Origin of the sequence: Pseudogulbenkiania ferrooxidans 2002 (genome assembly GCF_000174355.1) — a bacterium.
Lineage (GTDB): Bacteria > Pseudomonadota > Gammaproteobacteria > Burkholderiales > Chromobacteriaceae > Pseudogulbenkiania > Pseudogulbenkiania ferrooxidans.
The window spans coordinates 121,466-139,801 of sequence record NZ_ACIS01000005.1; the positions used below are offsets into that span (position 1 = coordinate 121,466).

General features: G+C 63.9%; 17 protein-coding genes, 1 tRNA gene and 1 pseudogene. 5 read left to right on the forward strand and 14 right to left on the reverse strand.

Translation table 11 applies throughout. The features are described 5' to 3' along the window. Positions 1-11: 11 nt before the first annotated feature. Positions 12-3,107: a DUF6519 domain-containing protein gene (locus tag FURADRAFT_RS09830; RefSeq protein WP_008953989.1), complete on the forward strand. Its 3,096-nt coding sequence runs from the start codon at positions 12-14 to the stop codon at positions 3,105-3,107. Positions 3,108-3,479: 372 nt separating this feature from the next. Beyond that, positions 3,480-3,896 (forward strand): cupin domain-containing protein, encoded by a 417-nt coding sequence (locus tag FURADRAFT_RS09835; protein ID WP_008953990.1) that lies wholly within the window; start codon positions 3,480-3,482, stop codon positions 3,894-3,896. A 259-nt stretch (positions 3,897-4,155) separates the two neighbouring features. Here the strand turns inward: FURADRAFT_RS09835 and FURADRAFT_RS09840 are convergent. The 10 genes and pseudogenes from FURADRAFT_RS09840 to FURADRAFT_RS09885 all read right to left on the reverse strand — a co-directional run bounded on the left by FURADRAFT_RS09840 (position 4,156) and on the right by FURADRAFT_RS09885 (position 12,479). Continuing rightward, positions 4,156-4,245: transfer RNA gene (locus tag FURADRAFT_RS09840), tRNA-Ser, on the reverse strand. A 53-nt stretch (positions 4,246-4,298) separates the two neighbouring features. Further along, positions 4,299-5,941: pseudogene (recN, locus tag FURADRAFT_RS09845) on the reverse strand (DNA repair protein RecN). 22 nt (positions 5,942-5,963) lie between these two features. After that, a complete protein-coding gene (locus FURADRAFT_RS09850; RefSeq protein WP_008953993.1) occupies positions 5,964-6,839 on the reverse strand; it encodes an NAD kinase in 876 nt (291 codons plus the stop codon). Between the two features lie 37 nt (positions 6,840-6,876). Continuing rightward, positions 6,877-7,530, reverse strand: a complete 654-nt coding sequence (locus tag FURADRAFT_RS09855) for a response regulator transcription factor (protein ID WP_008953994.1) — start codon at positions 7,528-7,530, stop codon at positions 6,877-6,879. A 106-nt stretch (positions 7,531-7,636) separates the two neighbouring features. Continuing rightward, positions 7,637-8,611, reverse strand: coding sequence for a potassium channel family protein (locus tag FURADRAFT_RS09860; protein WP_008953995.1), 975 nt, complete (start codon positions 8,609-8,611; stop codon positions 7,637-7,639). 42 nt (positions 8,612-8,653) lie between these two features. Next, a complete protein-coding gene (msrA, locus tag FURADRAFT_RS09865) occupies positions 8,654-9,199 on the reverse strand; it encodes a peptide-methionine (S)-S-oxide reductase MsrA (protein ID WP_008953996.1) in 546 nt (181 codons plus the stop codon). Further along, the gene (locus FURADRAFT_RS09870) at positions 9,196-10,134 is read right to left on the reverse strand and encodes a histone deacetylase family protein (protein WP_008953997.1); all 939 of its coding nucleotides are present in this window, start codon (positions 10,132-10,134) and stop codon (positions 9,196-9,198) included. Before FURADRAFT_RS09870 ends, msrA begins: the two co-directional genes overlap by 4 nt. Before the next feature lie 7 nt (positions 10,135-10,141). Then, entirely contained in the window at positions 10,142-10,357 is a 216-nt protein-coding gene (locus tag FURADRAFT_RS09875; RefSeq protein ID WP_008953998.1) for a DUF1653 domain-containing protein, read from the reverse strand. Beyond that, positions 10,354-11,418 carry an HD-GYP domain-containing protein gene (locus tag FURADRAFT_RS09880; RefSeq protein ID WP_008953999.1) on the reverse strand — a complete coding sequence of 355 codons (1,065 nt, stop codon included), beginning with the start codon at positions 11,416-11,418 and terminating at the stop codon, positions 10,354-10,356. Before FURADRAFT_RS09880 ends, FURADRAFT_RS09875 begins: the two co-directional genes overlap by 4 nt. Before the next feature lie 116 nt (positions 11,419-11,534). Continuing rightward, complete coding sequence (locus tag FURADRAFT_RS09885) at positions 11,535-12,479, reverse strand: nucleoside hydrolase (RefSeq protein ID WP_008954000.1); 945 nt, start codon at positions 12,477-12,479, stop codon at positions 11,535-11,537. A gap of 231 nt (positions 12,480-12,710) precedes the next feature. On the opposite strand from FURADRAFT_RS09885, the gene FURADRAFT_RS09890 reads away from it, so the two are divergent. Continuing rightward, the gene (locus tag FURADRAFT_RS09890; protein ID WP_008954001.1) at positions 12,711-13,643 is read left to right on the forward strand and encodes a tRNA dihydrouridine synthase; all 933 of its coding nucleotides are present in this window, start codon (positions 12,711-12,713) and stop codon (positions 13,641-13,643) included. A 279-nt stretch (positions 13,644-13,922) separates the two neighbouring features. Here the strand turns inward: FURADRAFT_RS09890 and FURADRAFT_RS20810 are convergent, their stop codons facing one another. Next, entirely contained in the window at positions 13,923-14,066 is a 144-nt protein-coding gene (locus FURADRAFT_RS20810) for a hypothetical protein (RefSeq protein WP_008954002.1), read from the reverse strand. Between the two features lie 12 nt (positions 14,067-14,078). Further along, positions 14,079-14,588, reverse strand: a complete 510-nt coding sequence (locus FURADRAFT_RS09895; RefSeq protein ID WP_236261569.1) for a LexA family protein — start codon at positions 14,586-14,588, stop codon at positions 14,079-14,081. 400 nt (positions 14,589-14,988) lie between these two features. Here FURADRAFT_RS09895 and dbpA point away from each other — a divergent pair, with 400 nt between their 5' ends. Further along, on the forward strand, positions 14,989-16,371 hold the full coding sequence (gene dbpA / locus FURADRAFT_RS09900; RefSeq protein WP_008954004.1) for an ATP-dependent RNA helicase DbpA: 1,383 nt from the start codon (positions 14,989-14,991) through the stop codon (positions 16,369-16,371). Between the two features lie 75 nt (positions 16,372-16,446). On the opposite strand, the gene FURADRAFT_RS09905 is transcribed toward dbpA, so the two are convergent. Together FURADRAFT_RS09905 and FURADRAFT_RS09910 are read right to left on the reverse strand one after the other, a co-directional pair. Further along, positions 16,447-16,647 (reverse strand): hypothetical protein, encoded by a 201-nt coding sequence (locus FURADRAFT_RS09905; protein ID WP_008954005.1) that lies wholly within the window; start codon positions 16,645-16,647, stop codon positions 16,447-16,449. Between the two features lie 112 nt (positions 16,648-16,759). Then, positions 16,760-17,554: a substrate-binding periplasmic protein gene (locus FURADRAFT_RS09910; RefSeq protein WP_040652712.1), complete on the reverse strand. Its 795-nt coding sequence runs from the start codon at positions 17,552-17,554 to the stop codon at positions 16,760-16,762. A 238-nt stretch (positions 17,555-17,792) separates the two neighbouring features. Here FURADRAFT_RS09910 and FURADRAFT_RS09915 point away from each other — a divergent pair, with 238 nt between their 5' ends. Further along, positions 17,793-18,299 (forward strand): hypothetical protein, encoded by a 507-nt coding sequence (locus tag FURADRAFT_RS09915; RefSeq protein ID WP_236261570.1) that lies wholly within the window; start codon positions 17,793-17,795, stop codon positions 18,297-18,299. Positions 18,300-18,336: the final 37 nt, after the last annotated feature.

Below are 18,336 nucleotides of genomic sequence, written 5' to 3' on the forward strand. Positions count from 1 at the left end.
GGACGACGACCATGAAAGCCGATCTCACTCGCTCGACCGACCGACCGGATAAGCATTACCGCAGCGTCCGCATGCAGCAGGGGCGGGTGCAGCTGGATGCCGACTGGAACGAACAGCAGGACATCCTGAACCGGCGCATCGAACTGGAAACCGTGGACGTCATCGGCCACAGCGGCGCGCCCCTTGCCGCTCCCGGTTTCAAGCTCTCCGGCAACGGCCAGAACATCGACATTAGCGCCGGTCACTTCTATGTGGAGGGCCTGCTGTGTGACAACCCGGCACCCGCCTCGCTGATCGCGCAGCCGTCGCTGAAGAACACTGTCTCGCCGATCCTGCCGGCCGGTTTCACGCAGTTGCCGCTGCCGCCGGCGAATGCGGCTCCGCTGGCCGGGATCATGCTGTACGACGGCAGCGGCAACGCGGTAACGCCGCCGGACGGCATCTACCTGGGCTACCTGGAGGCCTGGCTACGCCATGTCACCGCTCTGGAAGACCCGCTGATCCGTGAGGTGGCGCTGGGCGGGCCCGACAGCGCCACGCGCGACCAGCTGATCTGGCAGGTGAAACTGATGCGGGTGGCCGACCCCGGCGCCGATATCGCGTGCGACAGCGCCTTCACCCCCTGGGATGCCCTGGTCGACGCCCCGGACGGCAAGATGGGGGCCCGTGCCGAGCCGAGCAAACAGCCGAAAGACCCCTGCCTGCTTGCCCCGGAAGCGGGCTTCCGCCGCCTCGAGAATCTGCTCTACCGCGTGGAAATCCACGAGGATGGCAGCGCTGGCGGCAAGCTGCGCTACAAGTGGTCACGCGACAACGGCAGCATCGTCAGCCGGGTGGTGCGCTGGCTTAACGACCCGGCGGCCGATGAGTTCGAGGTGGCCAGCATTGGCCGGGATGCCTATCTCTCGATCACGGCAGGCTGCTGGCTGGAATTCTTCGACGATACCCATGAGCTGCTCGGCCGCGCCGGCACGCTGGTGAAGGTGCTGAAGACCGAGGGCAACGTGGTCACCCTCGACCTGTCCAGCGCCACCGGGACACTCGACAAGGCCCTGTTTGGGGACAATCCGCGCGTGCGCCGCTGGGACGGCTGGGACGACATGGCGCCGCTCGCCGCCAACAGCCCCTATGACACCGGCTGGGTCGAGCTGGAGGATGGCGTCGAGATCAAGTTTCTCACCGGCAACTACCGTGTCGGTGACTACTGGACCATGCCCGCGCGCACCGCCACCGCCGACATCGAATGGCCGCAGGCGAGCGGCAAGGCGCAGTTCCGCGCGCCCGAGGGCACGCTGCGCGCCTTTGCCCGGCTTGCCCTGCTGAGCTGCCAGAGCGGCAACTGGACCACCTTGTCGGACTGCCGTCCGCTGTTCCCTGCGCTCACCGAGCTGACCAACCTCTACTACGTCGGAGGCGATGGCCAGGAGGCCAAGCCCAATCCGATCGTCCCGCAGAACGTCAAGCTGGATCATCCGCTGGAAGTCGCGGTGTTCAACGGCGAGTTCCCGGTGGCCGGGGTGCCGGTGCGTTTTACCGCCGGCAGCGGCTCGCTGAACGGGGCCGGCCTGTCGGTCACGGTGAACACGCAGGGTAACGGCGTCGCGGCGGTGGAGTGGAGCCTGGCGCCTACCGGCGTCAGCCAGAGCTGCAAGGCGGAACTGCTGGAAGCCGGCCAGCCGGCCGTGGGCAAGTACAACCAGATCGATTTTGGCGCCTGCCTGTCGCTGGCGTCTCAAGTGGCCTACGACCCGAGCCAATGCCCGGATCTCCAGGCCCAGGGCATCAGCGACGTCCAGGGCGCCATCGACGCACTGTGCCAGAAGAGCCATGGCGGAGGCTGCTGCATCGGCGTCGGCAAGGGAGGGGAATTCTCCACCCTGGACGAGGCCCTCAAGAAGCTGATCGGCAGCGACCAAAAGGATATCTGCCTGTGCCTGCTGCCGGGCGAGCATCAGCTGGAGGGCGACATCGAGCTGGGCGGCAAGGGGGTGAATCTCTTCATTCACGGCGCCGGTCCGGCCAGCCGCCTGATCCTGCGCGACCAAGCGCTGCAACTGTTCGACTTCGCCTCGCTCACCCTGCAGGATTTCGACCTCATCGCCTTGGCAGCCAACCCCTCGCTATCCTTCGACGGTTGCGAGGAGCTGCGCATCCAGCGCATGCACCTGTCGGGTCTGACCGAGCCCGGCAACAGCCTGGTGCGTGTCGAGGGGGCGCAGCGTATCGATCTCGGCGGATGCGTCATCAATGCCTACCAGCCCGCCTCCGTGCAGCGAGCCCGCGCGCTGATCGACCACCTGGTCGCGCTCGCCCCCATGGCCGCCGCGCTGGAAACGGGCAAGGGCGAGCTGTTTGCGTCGGTGCCGCTGACGTTGGCCGAAGCTTTCGCCAACTGGAGCGGGGCGGAGCGTGAAGCGTTCGGCCAACAGGTGGATACGCTGCTGCGCTCCACCGCGCTGCCGCTCGCCAACGGCGAATCCGAGGCACTGCTGGCTCTGCGGGCCGATATCGTCGCGGGTGCCGACGCACGCCGGCTGGTGTCGGGGCTGAACCGTCTGCGCGGCGAATGGTTGCTCAACCCCTCCGGCTGCGCCCTGACGCTGGCCGACGCCGAGGCGGACACCCTGCTGGCCGACAACCATATCAACGGCCGCGTAACCTTGTATGGCGACGCCACCAAGGAAGAGCGGCTGAACCAGGACATCATGGAAAAACTCGGCCAGGGTTTTAGTCAGGGGAAGATTCGGTGGCTACGCGGTCGGGGCGAACTGCTCCTGCGCAACAACCGCCTGCGCGAGCTGCGCTTGGGTGACGCCATGCTGCAGCGTCTGCAGGAACTGGCGCTGGACGGCGGCACGCTCGCGGACGTCTATCGCAGCCTGATTGCCGACGCCAATGTCCTGGCCGGGCTGGAAAGCGAATTATTGGGGTTCGACCTGGCGCTGGGCCAGAACGTGCTCGATCCGAGCGGCTCGGACGTCGGTATCGCCATTGCCAGCCAGGGCAAGTATCTCGGGAACTTTGCGCACAACGATTTCCGTCTCTTCACACTGGGACATGTCCCCGAAAAATTTGGCAATGGCGGGCTGAATATCGTCCAGATCTAGGCGGGCGGCATCGCGCCGCCAGTCTGGCCTGTGCCGGGTCGCGATGAAGCCGCGGGCCGCGCCAGGCGAGGGTGGTCGCCGTAGGCACGGGTGCGGCCAAAGGTTGGCCGAAGACCGCCTTCCCGCGTGTGGCTTGCATGCATCTTGATCCTGCCCGCGCCTTTTCCCTTGGCCGCCCCGCTACCCCTGCCGCCTTGCCTGCATGTCACTCGGGGTGGCGAAGGTCTATCGTGATGAGTACCGGTGGTGCAATAAAGCCCCCGGATCATGGCCGCTGGATGGGGTGCAGACGAATGCGTCATTAGGCATCGCCGTCCCAGGGTGGCCGGTGCCAACGGTGCGGATAGGCTAAGTCACAAACGGAGGGCGGGTATGAGTAGGGAAAAACGCCAGGTGCAGGCGCTGCGCCCCGAGCAAGAGGTCATGACGCGCCAGCGTTTGCCCTATTTCGTCGGCATTTCGGGGCAAACCGTCGGGGCGGAAGGGCTCTCCATGCATCTGGTGGTCATCCCGCCGGGCGCCCGCGCCGAGCCGCACGTCCACATCGGCTACGAAACGGGCATTTACGTTCTCGAAGGGCGCGTCCTCACCCGTTGGGGGGAGCGGCTTGAACACGAAGTGGTGAGCGAGGCAGGGGAGTTTTTGTTCATCCCGCCCGGTGTTCCGCATGAGGCCATCAATCTCAGCACGACTGACGTTGCCCGGGCCGTCGTCGCCCGGAACGATCCGGCGGAACAAGACAAGGTGCAGACCTATCACGCTCCGCCAAGCGAACAGCCGGCCGTCTAGGTTGGCTGCCCCCTGCCTGGAGCATCCGATTCCGCTTTCAGGCTTTCTGGCCAAGGTGAGCGGGGCGAGGCGTCTTGTCTGAAACGGCAATCGCGCATTTGCGGGTCGGCGGGAGGTGCGGGAGAGTCGGCTCGCCTGGGGCAACGTGGGGCAACTTAGGCAAGGTTCGCCGCGAGCGACAGGAAAAGCAAAACCCGCCTGTAACCCGTGCCAGTTCTCAGTTCAGGACTGGTTGGCTCGGATCAAGACGGGTTGAATCTGGCGGAAGCGGTGAGATTCGAACTCACGGAAGGCTCACACCTTCGGCGGTTTTCAAGACCGCTGCCTTAAACCACTCGGCCACGCTTCCGTATCGGAATGAGCACGGAATATTACCGTCAGTTTGCGCTTTTGGCTAGGCCCTCAGGTGTTGAGCGCGAGCATTTCGGCGGCGTGCTGGCGGGTGGTGTCGGTGATGTCGACGCCGCCCAGCATGCGGGCGATTTCCATGATCCGTTCTTCGGCGTCGAGCGGGCGAATCTGGCTGAGGACCTTGCCCTGGCGCTCCGCCTTGCTGACCTGCCAGTGCGTGGCGGCGCAAGATGCAACTTGGGGCAGGTGGGTGATGCACAGCACCTGGTAGCGTTCGCCCAGCTGGCGCAGCAGCTTGCCGATGACCTCGGCGACGCGGCCGCCGATGCCGACGTCCACTTCGTCGAAGATCAGCGTTGGTACGCTGGCGACCTGGCTGATCACCACCTGCATGGCCAGACTGATGCGTGACAGCTCGCCGCCGGAGGCGACCTTGGCCAGCGAGCGCAGGCTGGTGCCGGCGTTGGCGGCGACTAGGTATTCGACCGATTCCAGGCCGTAGGCGGTGGGGTCGCCCAGTGGCGCGAGTTCGATGGCGAAACGGGCGCCGCCCATCGCCAGATTCTGCATTTCGCCCGAAATGCGCTCGGACAGCTCCGCCGCGGCCTGGCGGCGTTTGCCGGACAGCGCTTCGGCCATGGTGCGGTAGCGTGCCAGGCAGCTCGATTCGGCGACGGCGAGCGCCTCAATATCGGTCGACGCCTCAAGTTCGGCCAGCTGGCGCTGCCAGTCGGCCAGCTTTTCCGGCAGATCCTGCGGCTGCACCCGGTACTTGCGGGCGGCGCTCATCAGGGTATCGATGCGGCGCTCCATGTCGGCGAGCTGGGCCGGGTCTTCGTCGATGCTGGAGGCGTAATCGCGCAGGCCATAGACCACCTCGCGCAACTCCGCGTCGACCGAGTCGAGCAGCGACAGGCTGTCGGTGAGGCGAGGGTCGAGATGGGACAGCTTGCTCAGCCGACTCTGCACCTGGGCCAGCACGGACAGGCAGTTGCCGTCCATCTCGGAGAGCGCGTCCACCGCCAGCTGGGCGCTTTGCGCGAGTTCGGCCGCGTTGGCGAAGCGCGAGTGCGCCTGGTTCAACGCGGTCCATTCGTCGGGCTGGAGCTGCAGTTCACTCAGCTCGTTGATCTGCCAAGAAAGACGCTCGCGTTCGACTTCGAATTCGCGCGACTTCTTTTCGGCCTCTTCACGGGCGCGGCGCGCCTTGTGCAGCGCCTGCCAGGCTTCTTCCACGTCGCGCGCCAGCGCCAGCGAGCCGGCGTAGGCGTCGAGCAGGTGGCGTTGGGTTTCAGGCCGGGTCAGCGACTGGTGCGCGTGCTGGCCGTGGATGTCGACCAGAAAGTCTCCGACCTGTTTGAGCTGGGCCAGCGTTGCCGGCTGGCCGTTGATGAAGCCCTTGGAGCGGCCGCTGCGGTCGACCAGGCGGCGTAGCAGCAGCTCGTCCTCGTCCGAGTCCAGCGCGTTGTCGTGCAGCCAGGCGCGCAGCTCGGGCAGATAGGTCAGCGGGCCCGGTCGGTGCCTTCCCGTACCATGGTGCCGTCGGCCCGGTCGCCGAGCAGCAGGCCGAGCGCGTCGAGAATGATGGATTTGCCGGCGCCGGTTTCCCCGGTCAGTACGGTGAAGCCGTCGGAAAAGTCCAGCGCCAGCTGGTCGACGATGACGAAATCTTTGACGTTGAGCGTGAGCAGCATAGATAGGCGAGTTTGGTCAGGGTCAGAGCAGGCGTTCGCCCCAGTGCAGCTTGTGCCGGAGCATGTCGTAGTAGTTGTAGCCGAGCGGGTGCAGGATGCGCAGGTGGTTGCGGTGGCGGCGGATCAGCACGCGGTCCATTTCCATCAGGTCGCAGTGCGACTGGCCATCGAAGTGCACGCGCGCATCCAGCCCGCGCGTCAGCATGAATTCGACTTCACACGAGTCGTTGACCGCGATCGGCCGGTTGCTCAGCGACTGCGGGCAGATCGGCACCAGTGCGATGGCCTGCAGCGTCGGGTGCAGGATCGGGCCGCCGGAGGCCAGCGAATAGGCGGTGGAGCCGGTCGGCGTCGAGACGATCAGGCCGTCCGAGCGTTGGCTATAGACGAACTGGTTGTCGACGAAGATCTCAAACTCGATCATCGAGCCCACCGCGCCGCGGCTGAAGACCACGTCGTTGAAGGCCAGCGCGTTCATCACCTCGGCGTCTTCGCGCATTACCGTGGCCTGCAGCAGGATGCGGTCTTCCGGGACGAACTGGCCGGCGAGGATGGCGTCCACCGAACTCAGCATCTCGTGCAGCGGGATGTCGGTCATGAAGCCCAGCCGGCCCTGGTTGATGCCGACCATCGGCACGCGGTAGGGGGCGAGCAGGCGGGCGATGGACAACATGGTGCCGTCGCCGCCCAATACGATGACGATGTCGGCGAGCTTGCCCAGATCGAGCCGGTCGATCAGGGTGTAGGGCCCCGCTTCTGCGGGCGTGACGCTGTCACGGTCGATCAGCACCGACACGCCCGAGGCCGCCAGATGGTCGGCCAGTTGCCGCAGCGAGGCGACAATGGAAGATTTGCTGTGGCGGGCCACCAGGCCCACGTTCTTGAAGAGACGATCCATGGCGTTATTTTACCGGGCTATGGCCGGTCGTTCTCGTTTATTCGTGGCTGGAGCGCTTCATGCCGGTGGTTTCCAGCGCCTTGAGATAAAAGCGTATCAGATCGGCCAGCGAATCGACGCCCAGTTTGCTGAACAGGTTGGCGCGATGGGCTTCGACGGTGCGCGGCGAGAGCTCCATGGCGCGGGCGATTTCCTTGCTGGACAGACCGTCGGCCACCATCTCCAGCACCTCGCGTTCGCGTCCGCTGATGCGTGACAGCCGCTGCATCACTTCCAGCGTCTCGGTTTCGTGCTTGTGCTGCTGAATGCTCAGCCGGATGCCGCGGCGCAGGCTGTCGATCAGGCGGCTGGTGTCGATCGGCTTGGTCAGGAAATCGATGGCGCCGGCGCGGAAGGCGCGGCTGCATTGCTCGATATCGCCATGGCCGGTGATGAAGACGATGGGGATGGTGATCTCGCGCTGGATCAGCAATTCTTGCAGCGCCATGCCGCTCATCTGCGGCATGCGGATGTCGAGGATCATGCAGCCGATATCGCCTTCGCGGTAGTCGCGGACAAATTCCTGCGCGTTGGCAAAGGTGACCGCGCGCATTCCCTGCGCCATGATCAACATGGCCAGCGACTCCCTGACGGCGGGGTCATCGTCCACGATGAACACGCTGGGGGTCATGGTGTTGGTGCTACTGTCCATTCCGGGCTGTTTCCGATTGTTGTTGTGCCTTGGCTTGGTGTTTTACCACGAATCGGGGCGGATTCGGTTGATTTGCGGTCGGGCCGACGGCGGGCGAGCCGTAGGGTCAGGCAGGATGGTGGTAGTTGATGATGGCCATGACCGAGCTGCCGGACTTGAGCGTGGTTTCGGGCGAGGGGTTGAATTCCACTTCGCCACCGGGGTGCTCCAGGGCGATCACCATCACGTTCTGGGGCTGGGTCGGCTCGAATTCCCCCAGCCGCCGGCCGTCGCTTTCCGGGCCGACGCTGAACAGCCGGGCATGAAAGGCCTTGGGAAAGCGCTGCTGCAATTGCTCGAACAGGTGCAGCGTTTCCGGCCGGGCCACCATGTTGGCCATGTTGACGCCTCCCAGGTGCGACGGGATCACCACCCGGTCCGCGCCGACGGTGAGCAGTTTGCGGCGCGAGGTTTCGGTTTCGGCCTTGGATACCGCCTTGATGGAGGGATTGAGGTTTTTGGCCGTCACCACGACAAAGGCGTTCTCGGCGTCGGACGTCAGGCAGGTGACCAGCGCGCGTGCCTTGGCCACGCCCGCGGCGACCAGGTGTTCGTCCGCCGTGGCGTCGCCGACGATATAGGGGACGTCGCGGCTGTCGAGCTGCTGGGCCAGCGCTTCGTTCTTTTCGATGACGACCACGTCGTGGCCGGCGCTGATCAACTCTTCCAGCGTGTAGAGGCCGGTGCGGCTGAGGCCGCAAATGATGATGTGCTGATCGAGACGTGCGATGCGTTTTTCCATTTTCCGGCGCTTGAGCAAGAGGGGCAGGTCACCCTGGAACAGCATCAGGGTGAGCGACGAGATGCCGTAGCCCAGCACCCCGGTGCCGAACACGATCAGGCTGATGGTGAACAACCGGCCGCCGTCGGTGAGCGGGTGGGTTTCGCCATAGCCGATGGTGGCCAGCGTGATGACGGTCATGTAAATGCTGTCGAAGAGCGACCAACCTTCGATCAGCATGTAGCCGGCTGTCCCGGTGCACACGGTCGCCAGGATCAGGCCGGACAAAAACAGCAGTTTACGGGTGAAGCTGGATTCCATGACTACCTGTTGAGGACGGAGCGGGTGGGCAGGCGGCCCGGATTATACGTCGGGAGTGTGGCGCCGCAGCAGGGCCGGAAACAGGTGCTGCAACTTGGCCAGCTTGGGGGCGATGACCGCCTGACAATACGGCGCTTCCCGGTTCTGGTCGTAATACTCCTGGTGGTAGCCCTCGGCCGGATAAAACGTGCCCGCGGCGACCAGTTCGGTGACGATCGGCGCATCGAACACGCGCTGCCGTTCCAGCTCGGCGATGAAAGCGGCGGCTTCCTGTCGCTGAGTGTCGTCATGGTAGAAGATGGCCGAGCGGTATTGCGTGCCGACATCGTACCCCTGACGGTTTGGCGTAGTGGGGTCGTGGATGGCGAAAAACACGGCCAGCAGGTCGCGGTAGGAGAGGATGGCCGGATCGTAGGTGATTTCGACAGCTTCGGCGTGTCCCGTGGTGCCATCGCATACCTCCCGATAGCTGGGGTCGGGAGCATGGCCGCCGATATAGCCGGACACCACCGCGTGGACGCCGTCGAGGCGTCTGAAGGCTGATTCGGTGCACCAGAAACAGCCGCCGGCCAAGGTTGCCTTGTTCATTGCATGTACTCCTGTGTTTCGTCTATCGGCGGGCGCGGGCCGGTTCGGTCGAACCGCCGTACCGCTTCCTTCACCGTGGCGGTCTGGATGGCCACGGTGTCGGCGATGGGGACGGCATAGCCGCCAGCCATGGCGATGGCGACGCCGACCTCGTGCCGCTGGCATGCATCCAGCACCATCCGGTCGCGCCGCAGCAGGCCGTCTGCCGTCAGCTTGAGCTTGCCCAGCCGGTCGCCTTCATACGGATCGGCACCGGCCAGGTAGAACACCAGATCGGGACGGGCTAGCCGGAACAGCTCCTCCAGGTTGGCCGAAAGCAGGGCCAGGTAAGTCTCGTCCGACGTGCCGTCCGGCAACTCGACGTCGCGGTCGCCGGCCACCTTGCGAAACGGGAAGTTGTTCTGGCCGTGCATCGAGAAGGTAAACACCCGTGCTTCATCGCGGAACAGGGCAGCAGTGCCGTTGCCCTGATGCACGTCGAGATCGATCACCAGCGCTCGCCGAATATGGCCTTCGTCCAGCAGCAGGCGCGCCGCCACCGCCACGTCGTTGAACACGCAAAAGCCGCTGCCCTTGTCGGCCTGGGCGTGGTGGGTGCCGCCGGCCAGATTGACACCGCAGCCCTGCAGCAGCGCGACGCGTGCGGCGGCAATGGTGGCGCCAACCGAATGGCAGGCGCGCGCCACCAGCTGCGGCGACCACGGCAGGCCGATCTCCCGCTGTGCGCGTTCCGGCAGGCTGCCCTCGAGGAGGGCGTGGACGTAGGCGGCATCGTGCACGCGGCACAGTTCGGCCGGCGTCGCCGCCGATGCCGGCTCCAGCAGGTGGGGGGCGAAGCCCGCCACGGACTCGGCCAGGAGGCGGTATTTCTCGGCCGGGAAACGATGGCTGGGAGGCAAGGGCAGGGCCAGGTGGTCGGTACGGAAAATGCGCATGGGGCGCTCAGAACGCCTTGACCAGGGCAAAGCGTGGCTGGGGCACGCCGTCGTGGGTGACACTCTCCTCGAACATGGCCACCGGGCGCACCCACAGGCCGAACTCGCCATAGAGTGCGCGGTAGACGATCAGCGGCTCTTCGGTTTCCGAGTGCTGCGCGCAGCCGATGACTTCGTACAACGGTCCCTTGTAGTGGCGGTAGATGCCGGGGGGGATGCTCATGTTGGACTCCAGAGACGGTAGAACAGTGGCAGATAGCGCTCTTCCACCTGGATATTCAGCGATTTGACGATGCGGAAGCACTCCTGCGCCGTGTCGATGCGTTCGGCCGGGCGCGTTTGGGGGGCGACGCGCGGGGTCGCGGCGTTGGCAGTAATGTTGACCACTATCGCCCGATTGCCGTCGGCCAGTTCGACGAAGCTGCCTGGCGGGTAGATGCCGATGACTTTTACCAGGTGGGATACCAGCTCCGGGTCGATTTCCCCCATCTTGCCGGCATAGAGCTCGCCCAGGGCCTGCTTGGGCTTCATGCGCGCGCGGTAGGTGCGCGGCATCATCTTGGCGGTCACCAGGTCCAGTGCGTGCAGCAAATGGGCCAATGGCTCGACGTCTTCACCGGCCAGGCTGAACGGATAGCCGCGGCCGTTCTTCTTTTCATGGTGCAACAGCACGATGGTGTGCCATAGCACATCGTCGACCCCGGCTTCGCGCAGCAGGGCGGAACTTAACAGCGGGTGAGCATGCAGGGTCTGGCGCTGGGCGGTGGAGGGCTCGGCCTGCTGCGAGGCCATGCTGTCCTGCAGGCTGGCCGAGGAGACGTTCATCGTCAGGGCCGCGCACACCAGTTGCTCGGTATCGGCCGACGGCAGCCCGTAGCTCTGCCCGACCCGGGCCGCCAAGAGGGCGCAGTTGATGGCGTGATGGGCTGCATAGTGGCGATACGGGCACAGCATGATGGCGGCGATGACGCCGTCGGGCTGGCTACCGGCCATCTCGATCAGCAGATTGGCTAGCTCCATCAGGCGTTCGCGGTAGTCGCTGAAAACCAGCACGCGCTGGTTCAGGGCGCGCAGATAATCGGCCAGGTTGGGCACCGCCTGCACCGGGCTGATGCTGGTCGGGGGCAGGGCGGGGATCGGTCTGGTGGGGGCGTCTTCAATCAGCGATTGCTTGAATTTGTCCGTCAGCCGGAAGTGTTGCTCGGGTTCCTGCGCGCCATGCCTGACGGTGACCTCAACCAGGCGGTTATGGATATAAAGTGAATCTGGCAGGCTAAAACGCAATTTGTATGCTCCATGGCGATTCTTGTACGTTTGGTACAAGTATACCGCGCCGAAGGGAATTGCGGCGTGGCTCCCCCTGCAACGGGCATCCTCGGATTTCAGACCTGGCCGCGGTTTCAGGGAAGCCTGGCCAGGCAGTCTGTCAGCAGCGCGTACACGCCGTCGGCGTCGGCCTCGGTGAGATATAGGACATTCGCCGGTCGGCCGCTCACGCCCCACCAGTCCACCACCGTGGCGCCCAGCGTCAGCGGGCTTGCCGTTTCCACCTCGACATTGACCCGGCGTCCCTTGAACAGGTCAGGCTGCAGCAGATAGGCCACCACGCAAGGGTCGTGCAAGGGAGCGCCGTTGGCGCCGAAGCGCTGCACGTCGTGGCGCTCATGGCTGATCAGGATATCGGCCGCGAGGGGGCCGCAGCGATTGGCCAGGGCGTGCAGGCGGGCGATGCGTGCTGAGCTGGCGCCCACCTGGTGGGTCACATCCAGCGGCAGCATCACGATCGGTACGCCCGAGCGCAGCACGATGGCGGCCGCTTCCGGGTCGACGAAAATATTGAACTCGGCCGCCGGCGAGATGTTGCCACCGGCAAAGTAGCTGCCGCCCATCAAGACGATTTCCTTGATGCGTGGCGCGATGTCCGGTGCTTTGGCCAGGGCAAGGGCGATGTTGGTCAGTGGACCGACGGGGCAGAGGGTGATGGTGCCTGGCGTCGCCTCGCGCAAGGTGTCGACGATGAAGTCGACGGCATGCTTGTCTTGCAGCGGCATCTCCGGTTGGTGAAGGGGGACGCCGTCGAGCCCGCTCCTGCCATGGACATGTTCGGAGGTGACCAGCGGGCGCAGCAGCGGGCGTTCACAGCCTGCGTAAACCGGGATATCGGGGCGTTGTGCCCATTCGCAAACGATGCGGGCGTTGCGCGAGGTCAGGTCCACGCCCACATTGCCGGCCACCGTGGTCAGCGCGAGCAGGTCGATCTGTTCGCCAGCTCCCAACAAGGCGAGGATGGCCACGGCATCGTCCAGGCCAGGGTCGGTATCGAAAATGATGGTGGGACGCGTCATGTTGGGCGCCTATGGAGAGGTGGGGGCGGCGTCACGCCGGTAAGGTATCTCGTGGGTATCGGGAAGACGGGTTCTCCCATCCCCCATTTTAAACATACGTTCTGTTTTCCCGTCCTGCCAATACACGAGTGTTGCCCAGTCCGGAAAGCTGATGGGCGATGCAGGTTGGCCGAAAGACAGGGCCAGCGGACTTGGCTAGAATACCGCCTCCTGAATCCGAGGTATTCCCGAATGAAGCTGGTACTCGCCCCGATGGAGGGCTTGGTCGACGACATCATGCGCGATGTGCTGACCCGCATCGGCGGCATCGACTGGTGTGTGACCGAGTTCGTGCGCGTTACCAGCACACTGCTGCCACCCAAGATGTTCTACCGGCTGGCGCCCGAATTGCACCGGGCCGCACGTACGCGAGCGGGTACCAGCGTGCGTGTGCAATTGCTGGGATCGGATCCGGTGTGCCTGGCGGATAATGCAGTACGCGCGGTCGAGCTGGGCGCTCCGGCGGTCGACCTCAACTTTGGTTGCCCGGCCCCCACCGTCAACCGCCATCGCGGCGGGGCGGTATTGCTCACCGAGCCGGAGCTCTTGTTCCAGATCGTGGCGGCCGTGCGTGCCAGCGTCCCCAAAGAAGTGCCGGTCACGGCCAAGATGCGGTTGGGTTATGAGGACAAGAGCCTGGCGCTGGAATGCGCGCAGGCGATTGAGCGGGCGGGAGCGGATGAATTGGTGGTGCATGGCCGCACCAAGGTCGAGGGCTATCGGCCGCCCGCCCACTGGGACTGGATTGCCCGCATCCGCGAGAGTGTCAATCTGCCGGTCATCGCCAACGGCGAGGTGTGGACGGTGGAGGATTACCACGCCATTCGCCGCGAGAGCGGTTGCGACACCGTGATGATTGGGCGTGGGCTGATCGCCGCACCGGATCTGGCGCGACGCATCAAGGCCGGGCCGGGGGCCGAACCGATGCCGTGGGACGAGATGATGATCTGGCTGCGCGATTTCTTCGAGCAGTGCCGTGAGCGGGCAGAAGAATCGGCCTACCCTGCATCACGGCTGAAGCAGTGGCTGGGGCAGCTCAAGCGTAGCTACCCCGAGGCGGGCGAATTGTTCGAACAGGTGCGACGCGAGAAGCAGTCGGCAGTGATTGCCCAGATACTTGCTTGACATACGTAATTGTACGGATAGTACGAAGTTATCATGTCGCCTACAGTTCAAGGGCAGCCGGTTGTTTGCTTCGTTGCCGGCAGCGGTAGCATCGGTGCCTCTCAGTTCCGGTTGTTACATTCCCCCCCAAGCAAATTGATACGCCCTTCATGCGAAGGGCGTCTTCTTTTGGCGCTGCCGGTTCACAGGCGATGCCGCCAGGGAGGTTGATCCTCGGTGTGGGCGTGGGTTTCGTGTTAAGTCCAGCGGGCAATGCGCAGCCCGGTTCTGGGGTGGGGGTCAGACGAACTCGACCGGCACGAAGTAGCTGCGGCCGGTGCGCGAGACCAGAACCTGCGGCTGACCCTGTACGACCGAGCGGAAGGCGCGCGGCAGACGGCGCCAGTCGAGGAACTTCATCTTGATTTGTTGGTTGTTGCTCATGGTGCATCCTCCTCAATCGACCTTGTGAATCACGTTGGTGACCACGCCCCAGATGAAGAACGAGGCCTCTTCCGGCACCTCTATCGGGGCAAAATCCGGATTTTCCGGCAGCAGGCGCAGGCCCGTCGCCGTTTTCTCCAGCCGTTTTACCGTCAGCTCGCCATTGATCACCGCTACCACCACTTTGCCGTGGCGAGCCTCCAGCGATTTGTCTACTACCAGCATGTCCCCATCGTGGATGCCGGCATTGATCATCGAGTCGCCCTTGACCGTGACCAGGAAACTGGAGGCGGGGCGTCTGACCAGGTGGGTGTTCAGGTCGACGTCGGCTTCTTTCAGGTCGTCGGCGGCGACGGGGGCGCCGGCAGGAACGCGGCTGGCGAACAGGGGTAACGATACGTCGGACAATTCGCTGGTGAGCGAGCGGAATTCGTCCACGTGCAGTTCACGTACCGCCCGTATGGCGCGATACTCTTGCAGCCAGGCTTCCAGTACCGGCTTGAGTGGTTCCGGTACACGCATGGCGACCGTCTTGTCACCGCCAAAAGCGGACTTTCTGCCGGCGCCTTGGCGCTTGCCTCCCTGGGTCATGCTGCTTTGCTCTGTGTCCTGATGATGATTTGATTCTGTACAAAATCAAACAGACTGGCAACCTGAATTTGCGGTCGAGCGTGGAAGCGATGGCGACAATACAACAGGGCGGGTGAGCCCGTGCCCGGTTCAGGCGGCGGACTAAGTGAGAGGAGCGGTGCCGGAAATGCGTCTCTCGCCAAGGTTGGCCGAAGCGGCCTTTCCCGGTTTGTCAGCCCGCCGTGCCCGTGTACTCATGTGGCTTGCGTGGTGGCATCGATACCGCATGGCGCTGGTCGGCGACGGCGTAGCCTGATAGACTGTGCGCCTTTTGCCAACGCGCCAAGTCATTGTGAACAAAACGGATTTTTCCTCGCTTCCCCTCTCGCCCTCCCTGGTCGACAACCTGGCCAGCCTTGGCTACACCCGCATGACCCCGATCCAGGCGCAGAGCCTCCCGGTCATCCTCAACCGCCAGGACCTGATCGCCCAGGCCAAGACCGGTAGCGGCAAGACGGCTGCCTTCGGCTTGGGATTGCTCGACAAGATCAATCCGCGCTGGTTTGCCGTGCAGGCGCTGGTGTTGTGCCCGACGCGCGAGCTGGCCGACCAGGTGGCCAAGGAAATCCGCCGGCTGGCGCGTAGTGTCGACAACATCAAAGTGGTGACGCTGTGCGGTGGCACGCCGATGGGGCCGCAGATCGGCTCGCTGGAGCACGGTGCGCACGTGGTGGTGGGCACGCCGGGCCGGCTGCACGATCACCTGAGCCGCAACACGCTGGATCTGTCCACTGTCGAAACCTTGGTGCTGGACGAGGCTGACCGCATGGTGGACATGGGCTTCTACGAGGAGATCGTTGGCATCGTCGCCGCCTGTCCGCGCAAGCGTCAGACGCTGCTGTTCTCCGCCACTTATCCGGACACTATCCGCAAGCAGAGCGCACGCTTTCTGAAGAACCCGGTCGAGGTCAAAGTGGAGTCGCTGCATGATGCGGGCCACATCGAGCAGCACTTTTACAAGATTCAGCCGGAACGGCGCGTGGCGACGGTGGCGGCGTTGCTCGGCCATTTCCGTCCGGTTTCGACCATCGCCTTCTGCAATACCAAGCAGCAGGTGCGCGAGTTGGCGAATGAGCTGCAGCAGCAGGGCTTCTCGGCGCTGGCGTTGTACGGCGAGCTGGAGCAGCGCGAGCGCGACGAAATCCTGGTGCAGTTTGCCAATCGCAGCTGTTCGGTGCTCGTGGCCACCGACGTAGCGGCGCGCGGCCTCGACATCAGCACGCTGGAAGCGGTGATCAACGTCGACCTGTCGCACGATCCGGAAATCCACATCCACCGCATCGGCCGTACCGGGCGTGGTGGCGAGAAGGGGCTGGCGCTGAGCCTGGTCGGCCCGAACGACAGTAAGCGACTGGCGCTGATCGAGGATTACCAGCAGGCCAAGCCGAACTGGGCGGATCCGGCTGAGCTGACGAGCAGTGGTAGCCCGCTGGTGCCGCCAATGGTGACGCTGTGCATTGCGGCTGGCCGCAAGGACAAGGTGCGCCCGGGCGACATCCTGGGCGCGCTCACCGGTGAGGCGGGCATTGCCGGTCAGCAGGTGGGCAAGATATCGGTGTTCGAATTTTCCAGCTACGTGGCGCTGGATCGCCATATCGCTCAGCAGGCCTTCAGCCGCCTGGCCGAGGGGCGGATCAAGGGACGCAGCTTCAAGATGCGCTTCGTGGGTGCTTAAGCCCCGACCAACCCTGGCGCATGAAAACCAAAGCGGCCCTCGACGGGCCGCTTTTTTGCGTCATCAGTGATGCCCTCAGTGGGCATGGGTATGATCGTGGCGGTGTTTCCAGTTGTCGAACAGCCAGGATATCCCCTGAATCACCCCGACTACGGCGAGTGCCGCCAAGAGGGCCAACGGAATCCATGGTGCGGAAACGAACAGCACAACGACCATGATGATGCTGATCATCAATAGGCCGGTGTACCAACCGCCCTGTTTGCCTTGCGATTTCATCTCGGTACTCCCCACCTCCAACCAGCACGTGCCTATCACATTCAGTCTAGTTCATGGCGCGGGTGATGGCTGGGGATGGTGAGTTGTCGAGGCGCGGCAGGGTTTGGCAGGGTCAGGGATCGGGCTGCCAGTTGGCGTAGCGTTGTTCGATCTTGGCGGTGGTGCCGTCGCTGATCATGCTGGCCAAGGCCTGGCGCAAGCTGGTGATGGTGGCATCCGGCGTTGCCAGACTACAGGCCAGGCCGCCGGTAACGCGGAAGAAGGTGTGTACCGGCACCACTTGCTTGGTCAGGCCGGCCTTGCGCAGAAGGTCGGCGGCGACCAGGCGGTTGGCGGCCCACAGGTCGATACGCTGGGCGACCAGCTTGCGTGGGTTGGCACTTTCCTCGATGGCGGTATCGACGATAAAGCCGCGTTCTTTCAGATAGCTGTCACGGATGTCGCCGTTGTAGGTGCCGATGACGTAGCGTCGGGCGTCTTCGAGGTTGTCGATGTCGAATTTCCGGCTGGCCAGGCCAAACAGCGTCCAGTCGGCGTAGGTCGTCGGTTCGACCCACTTGAACAACTTGTCGCGGTCCGGCGTGTGAGCCGTATTGAACACGCAGTAATTGGCCTGGGTCTGCGCCAACGAGTAGGCCCGAAGCCAAGGCAGCACCACGATGCGATAGTCGATATGGGTGCGGGCCATCATTTCGCGCACCTTGTCGGTAACGACTCCGGCGAGCTGCCCGTTGATCATCATCTGATTTGGCGGATACGACTCGGTGGTCAGCGTCAGGGGCGGTAGCGCTTCAGCCCTCAGCGTGGGCGATAAAAGAAGTGAAGCCGCCAGCGCGATGGCTGCTCCCCAGCGCCCGACTGGGCCGGCAGGGCCAATCCATTTGCCTATTGTCAGCCGTTGAGTCATGTTTTCGTCATTGTGGTTGTGTGCCTCAGTCCGCAAAGGGTAAACAGGCTTGTCTCCGCGTGCAACCCGATTCCTGCTTTTCCACGCTTGAAAAGAGGGTCTTTGGGGTGCGTCGCCAGCACGGCTTCAGTACTGGTATCAACCTTCCCGGCGTGTGGTGGTCCGTTTCGTGCATTGTCTTCAGGGCGTACTCCGGGCGGCTTGGTTGATGGCCGGGCCGCGGGATGGCAGGTCGGCGATGGCGGCGTTGAGGGCATCGAGTCCGCTGCCTTCGGGAGAGGTTTTGCGGCTGTCATTTTTTGATGGGGAAAACTATCATCAAATCAATATGATGCCGGGCACACCAAGGGTGCCCGTATTACAGAATTCGCCGCTTGGCAGAAAGCATATGAACGCCATGAATAGCCGACCTTTTGCCTTCGTGCGCACGCCGCTCCCACCCGAGCAGCTCAAATTGCAGGTCGAGGCCATGCGCTGGCTGCTGGATTTGCCTGCCCCGGTACGTCCATTGAAGCTGTCGCGGCAGTATGCCCGTATCGTCAATCGACTAGCCCAGCTGTGGTCTGAAGAGAGCTCATGCCGCCGCTATCTGGACAGCCTGATGCTGGATGAGCGTGGCGGACGACAGGGGTTTCAACTGGAAATCGTCATGGAGCTGGGCAACCTGCTAAATTATTACGACGAACTGCATCCGGTGAGGTCGGCTCCCGTTTGGGAGTGGGGCGGCAATACGCTCGGCCATTGAGGTCTTTACCTTTGGCCATATGCCGCCTTGTCAGAAT

What these genes read in the sequence shown, in the direction of transcription:
- FURADRAFT_RS09830 (WP_008953989.1), top strand. Translation starts at nt 12, where the DNA reads ATGAAAGCCGATCTCACTCGCTCGACCGACCGACCGGATAAGCATTAC.
- FURADRAFT_RS09835 (WP_008953990.1), top strand. Translation starts at nt 3,480, where the DNA reads ATGAGTAGGGAAAAACGCCAGGTGCAGGCGCTGCGCCCCGAGCAAGAG.
- FURADRAFT_RS09850 (WP_008953993.1), bottom strand. Translation starts at nt 6,839, where the DNA reads ATGGATCGTCTCTTCAAGAACGTGGGCCTGGTGGCCCGCCACAGCAAA.
- FURADRAFT_RS09855 (WP_008953994.1), bottom strand. Translation starts at nt 7,530, where the DNA reads ATGGACAGTAGCACCAACACCATGACCCCCAGCGTGTTCATCGTGGAC.
- FURADRAFT_RS09860 (WP_008953995.1), bottom strand. Translation starts at nt 8,611, where the DNA reads ATGGAATCCAGCTTCACCCGTAAACTGCTGTTTTTGTCCGGCCTGATC.
- msrA (WP_008953996.1), bottom strand. Translation starts at nt 9,199, where the DNA reads ATGAACAAGGCAACCTTGGCCGGCGGCTGTTTCTGGTGCACCGAATCA.
- FURADRAFT_RS09870 (WP_008953997.1), bottom strand. Translation starts at nt 10,134, where the DNA reads ATGCGCATTTTCCGTACCGACCACCTGGCCCTGCCCTTGCCTCCCAGC.
- FURADRAFT_RS09875 (WP_008953998.1), bottom strand. Translation starts at nt 10,357, where the DNA reads ATGAGCATCCCCCCCGGCATCTACCGCCACTACAAGGGACCGTTGTAC.
- FURADRAFT_RS09885 (WP_008954000.1), bottom strand. Translation starts at nt 12,479, where the DNA reads ATGACGCGTCCCACCATCATTTTCGATACCGACCCTGGCCTGGACGAT.
- FURADRAFT_RS09890 (WP_008954001.1), top strand. Translation starts at nt 12,711, where the DNA reads ATGAAGCTGGTACTCGCCCCGATGGAGGGCTTGGTCGACGACATCATG.
- FURADRAFT_RS20810 (WP_008954002.1), bottom strand. Translation starts at nt 14,066, where the DNA reads ATGAGCAACAACCAACAAATCAAGATGAAGTTCCTCGACTGGCGCCGT.
- FURADRAFT_RS09895 (WP_236261569.1), bottom strand. Translation starts at nt 14,588, where the DNA reads ATGCGTGTACCGGAACCACTCAAGCCGGTACTGGAAGCCTGGCTGCAA.
- FURADRAFT_RS09905 (WP_008954005.1), bottom strand. Translation starts at nt 16,647, where the DNA reads ATGAAATCGCAAGGCAAACAGGGCGGTTGGTACACCGGCCTATTGATG.
- FURADRAFT_RS09910 (WP_040652712.1), bottom strand. Translation starts at nt 17,554, where the DNA reads ATGACTCAACGGCTGACAATAGGCAAATGGATTGGCCCTGCCGGCCCA.
- FURADRAFT_RS09915 (WP_236261570.1), top strand. Translation starts at nt 17,793, where the DNA reads ATGGCGGCGTTGAGGGCATCGAGTCCGCTGCCTTCGGGAGAGGTTTTG.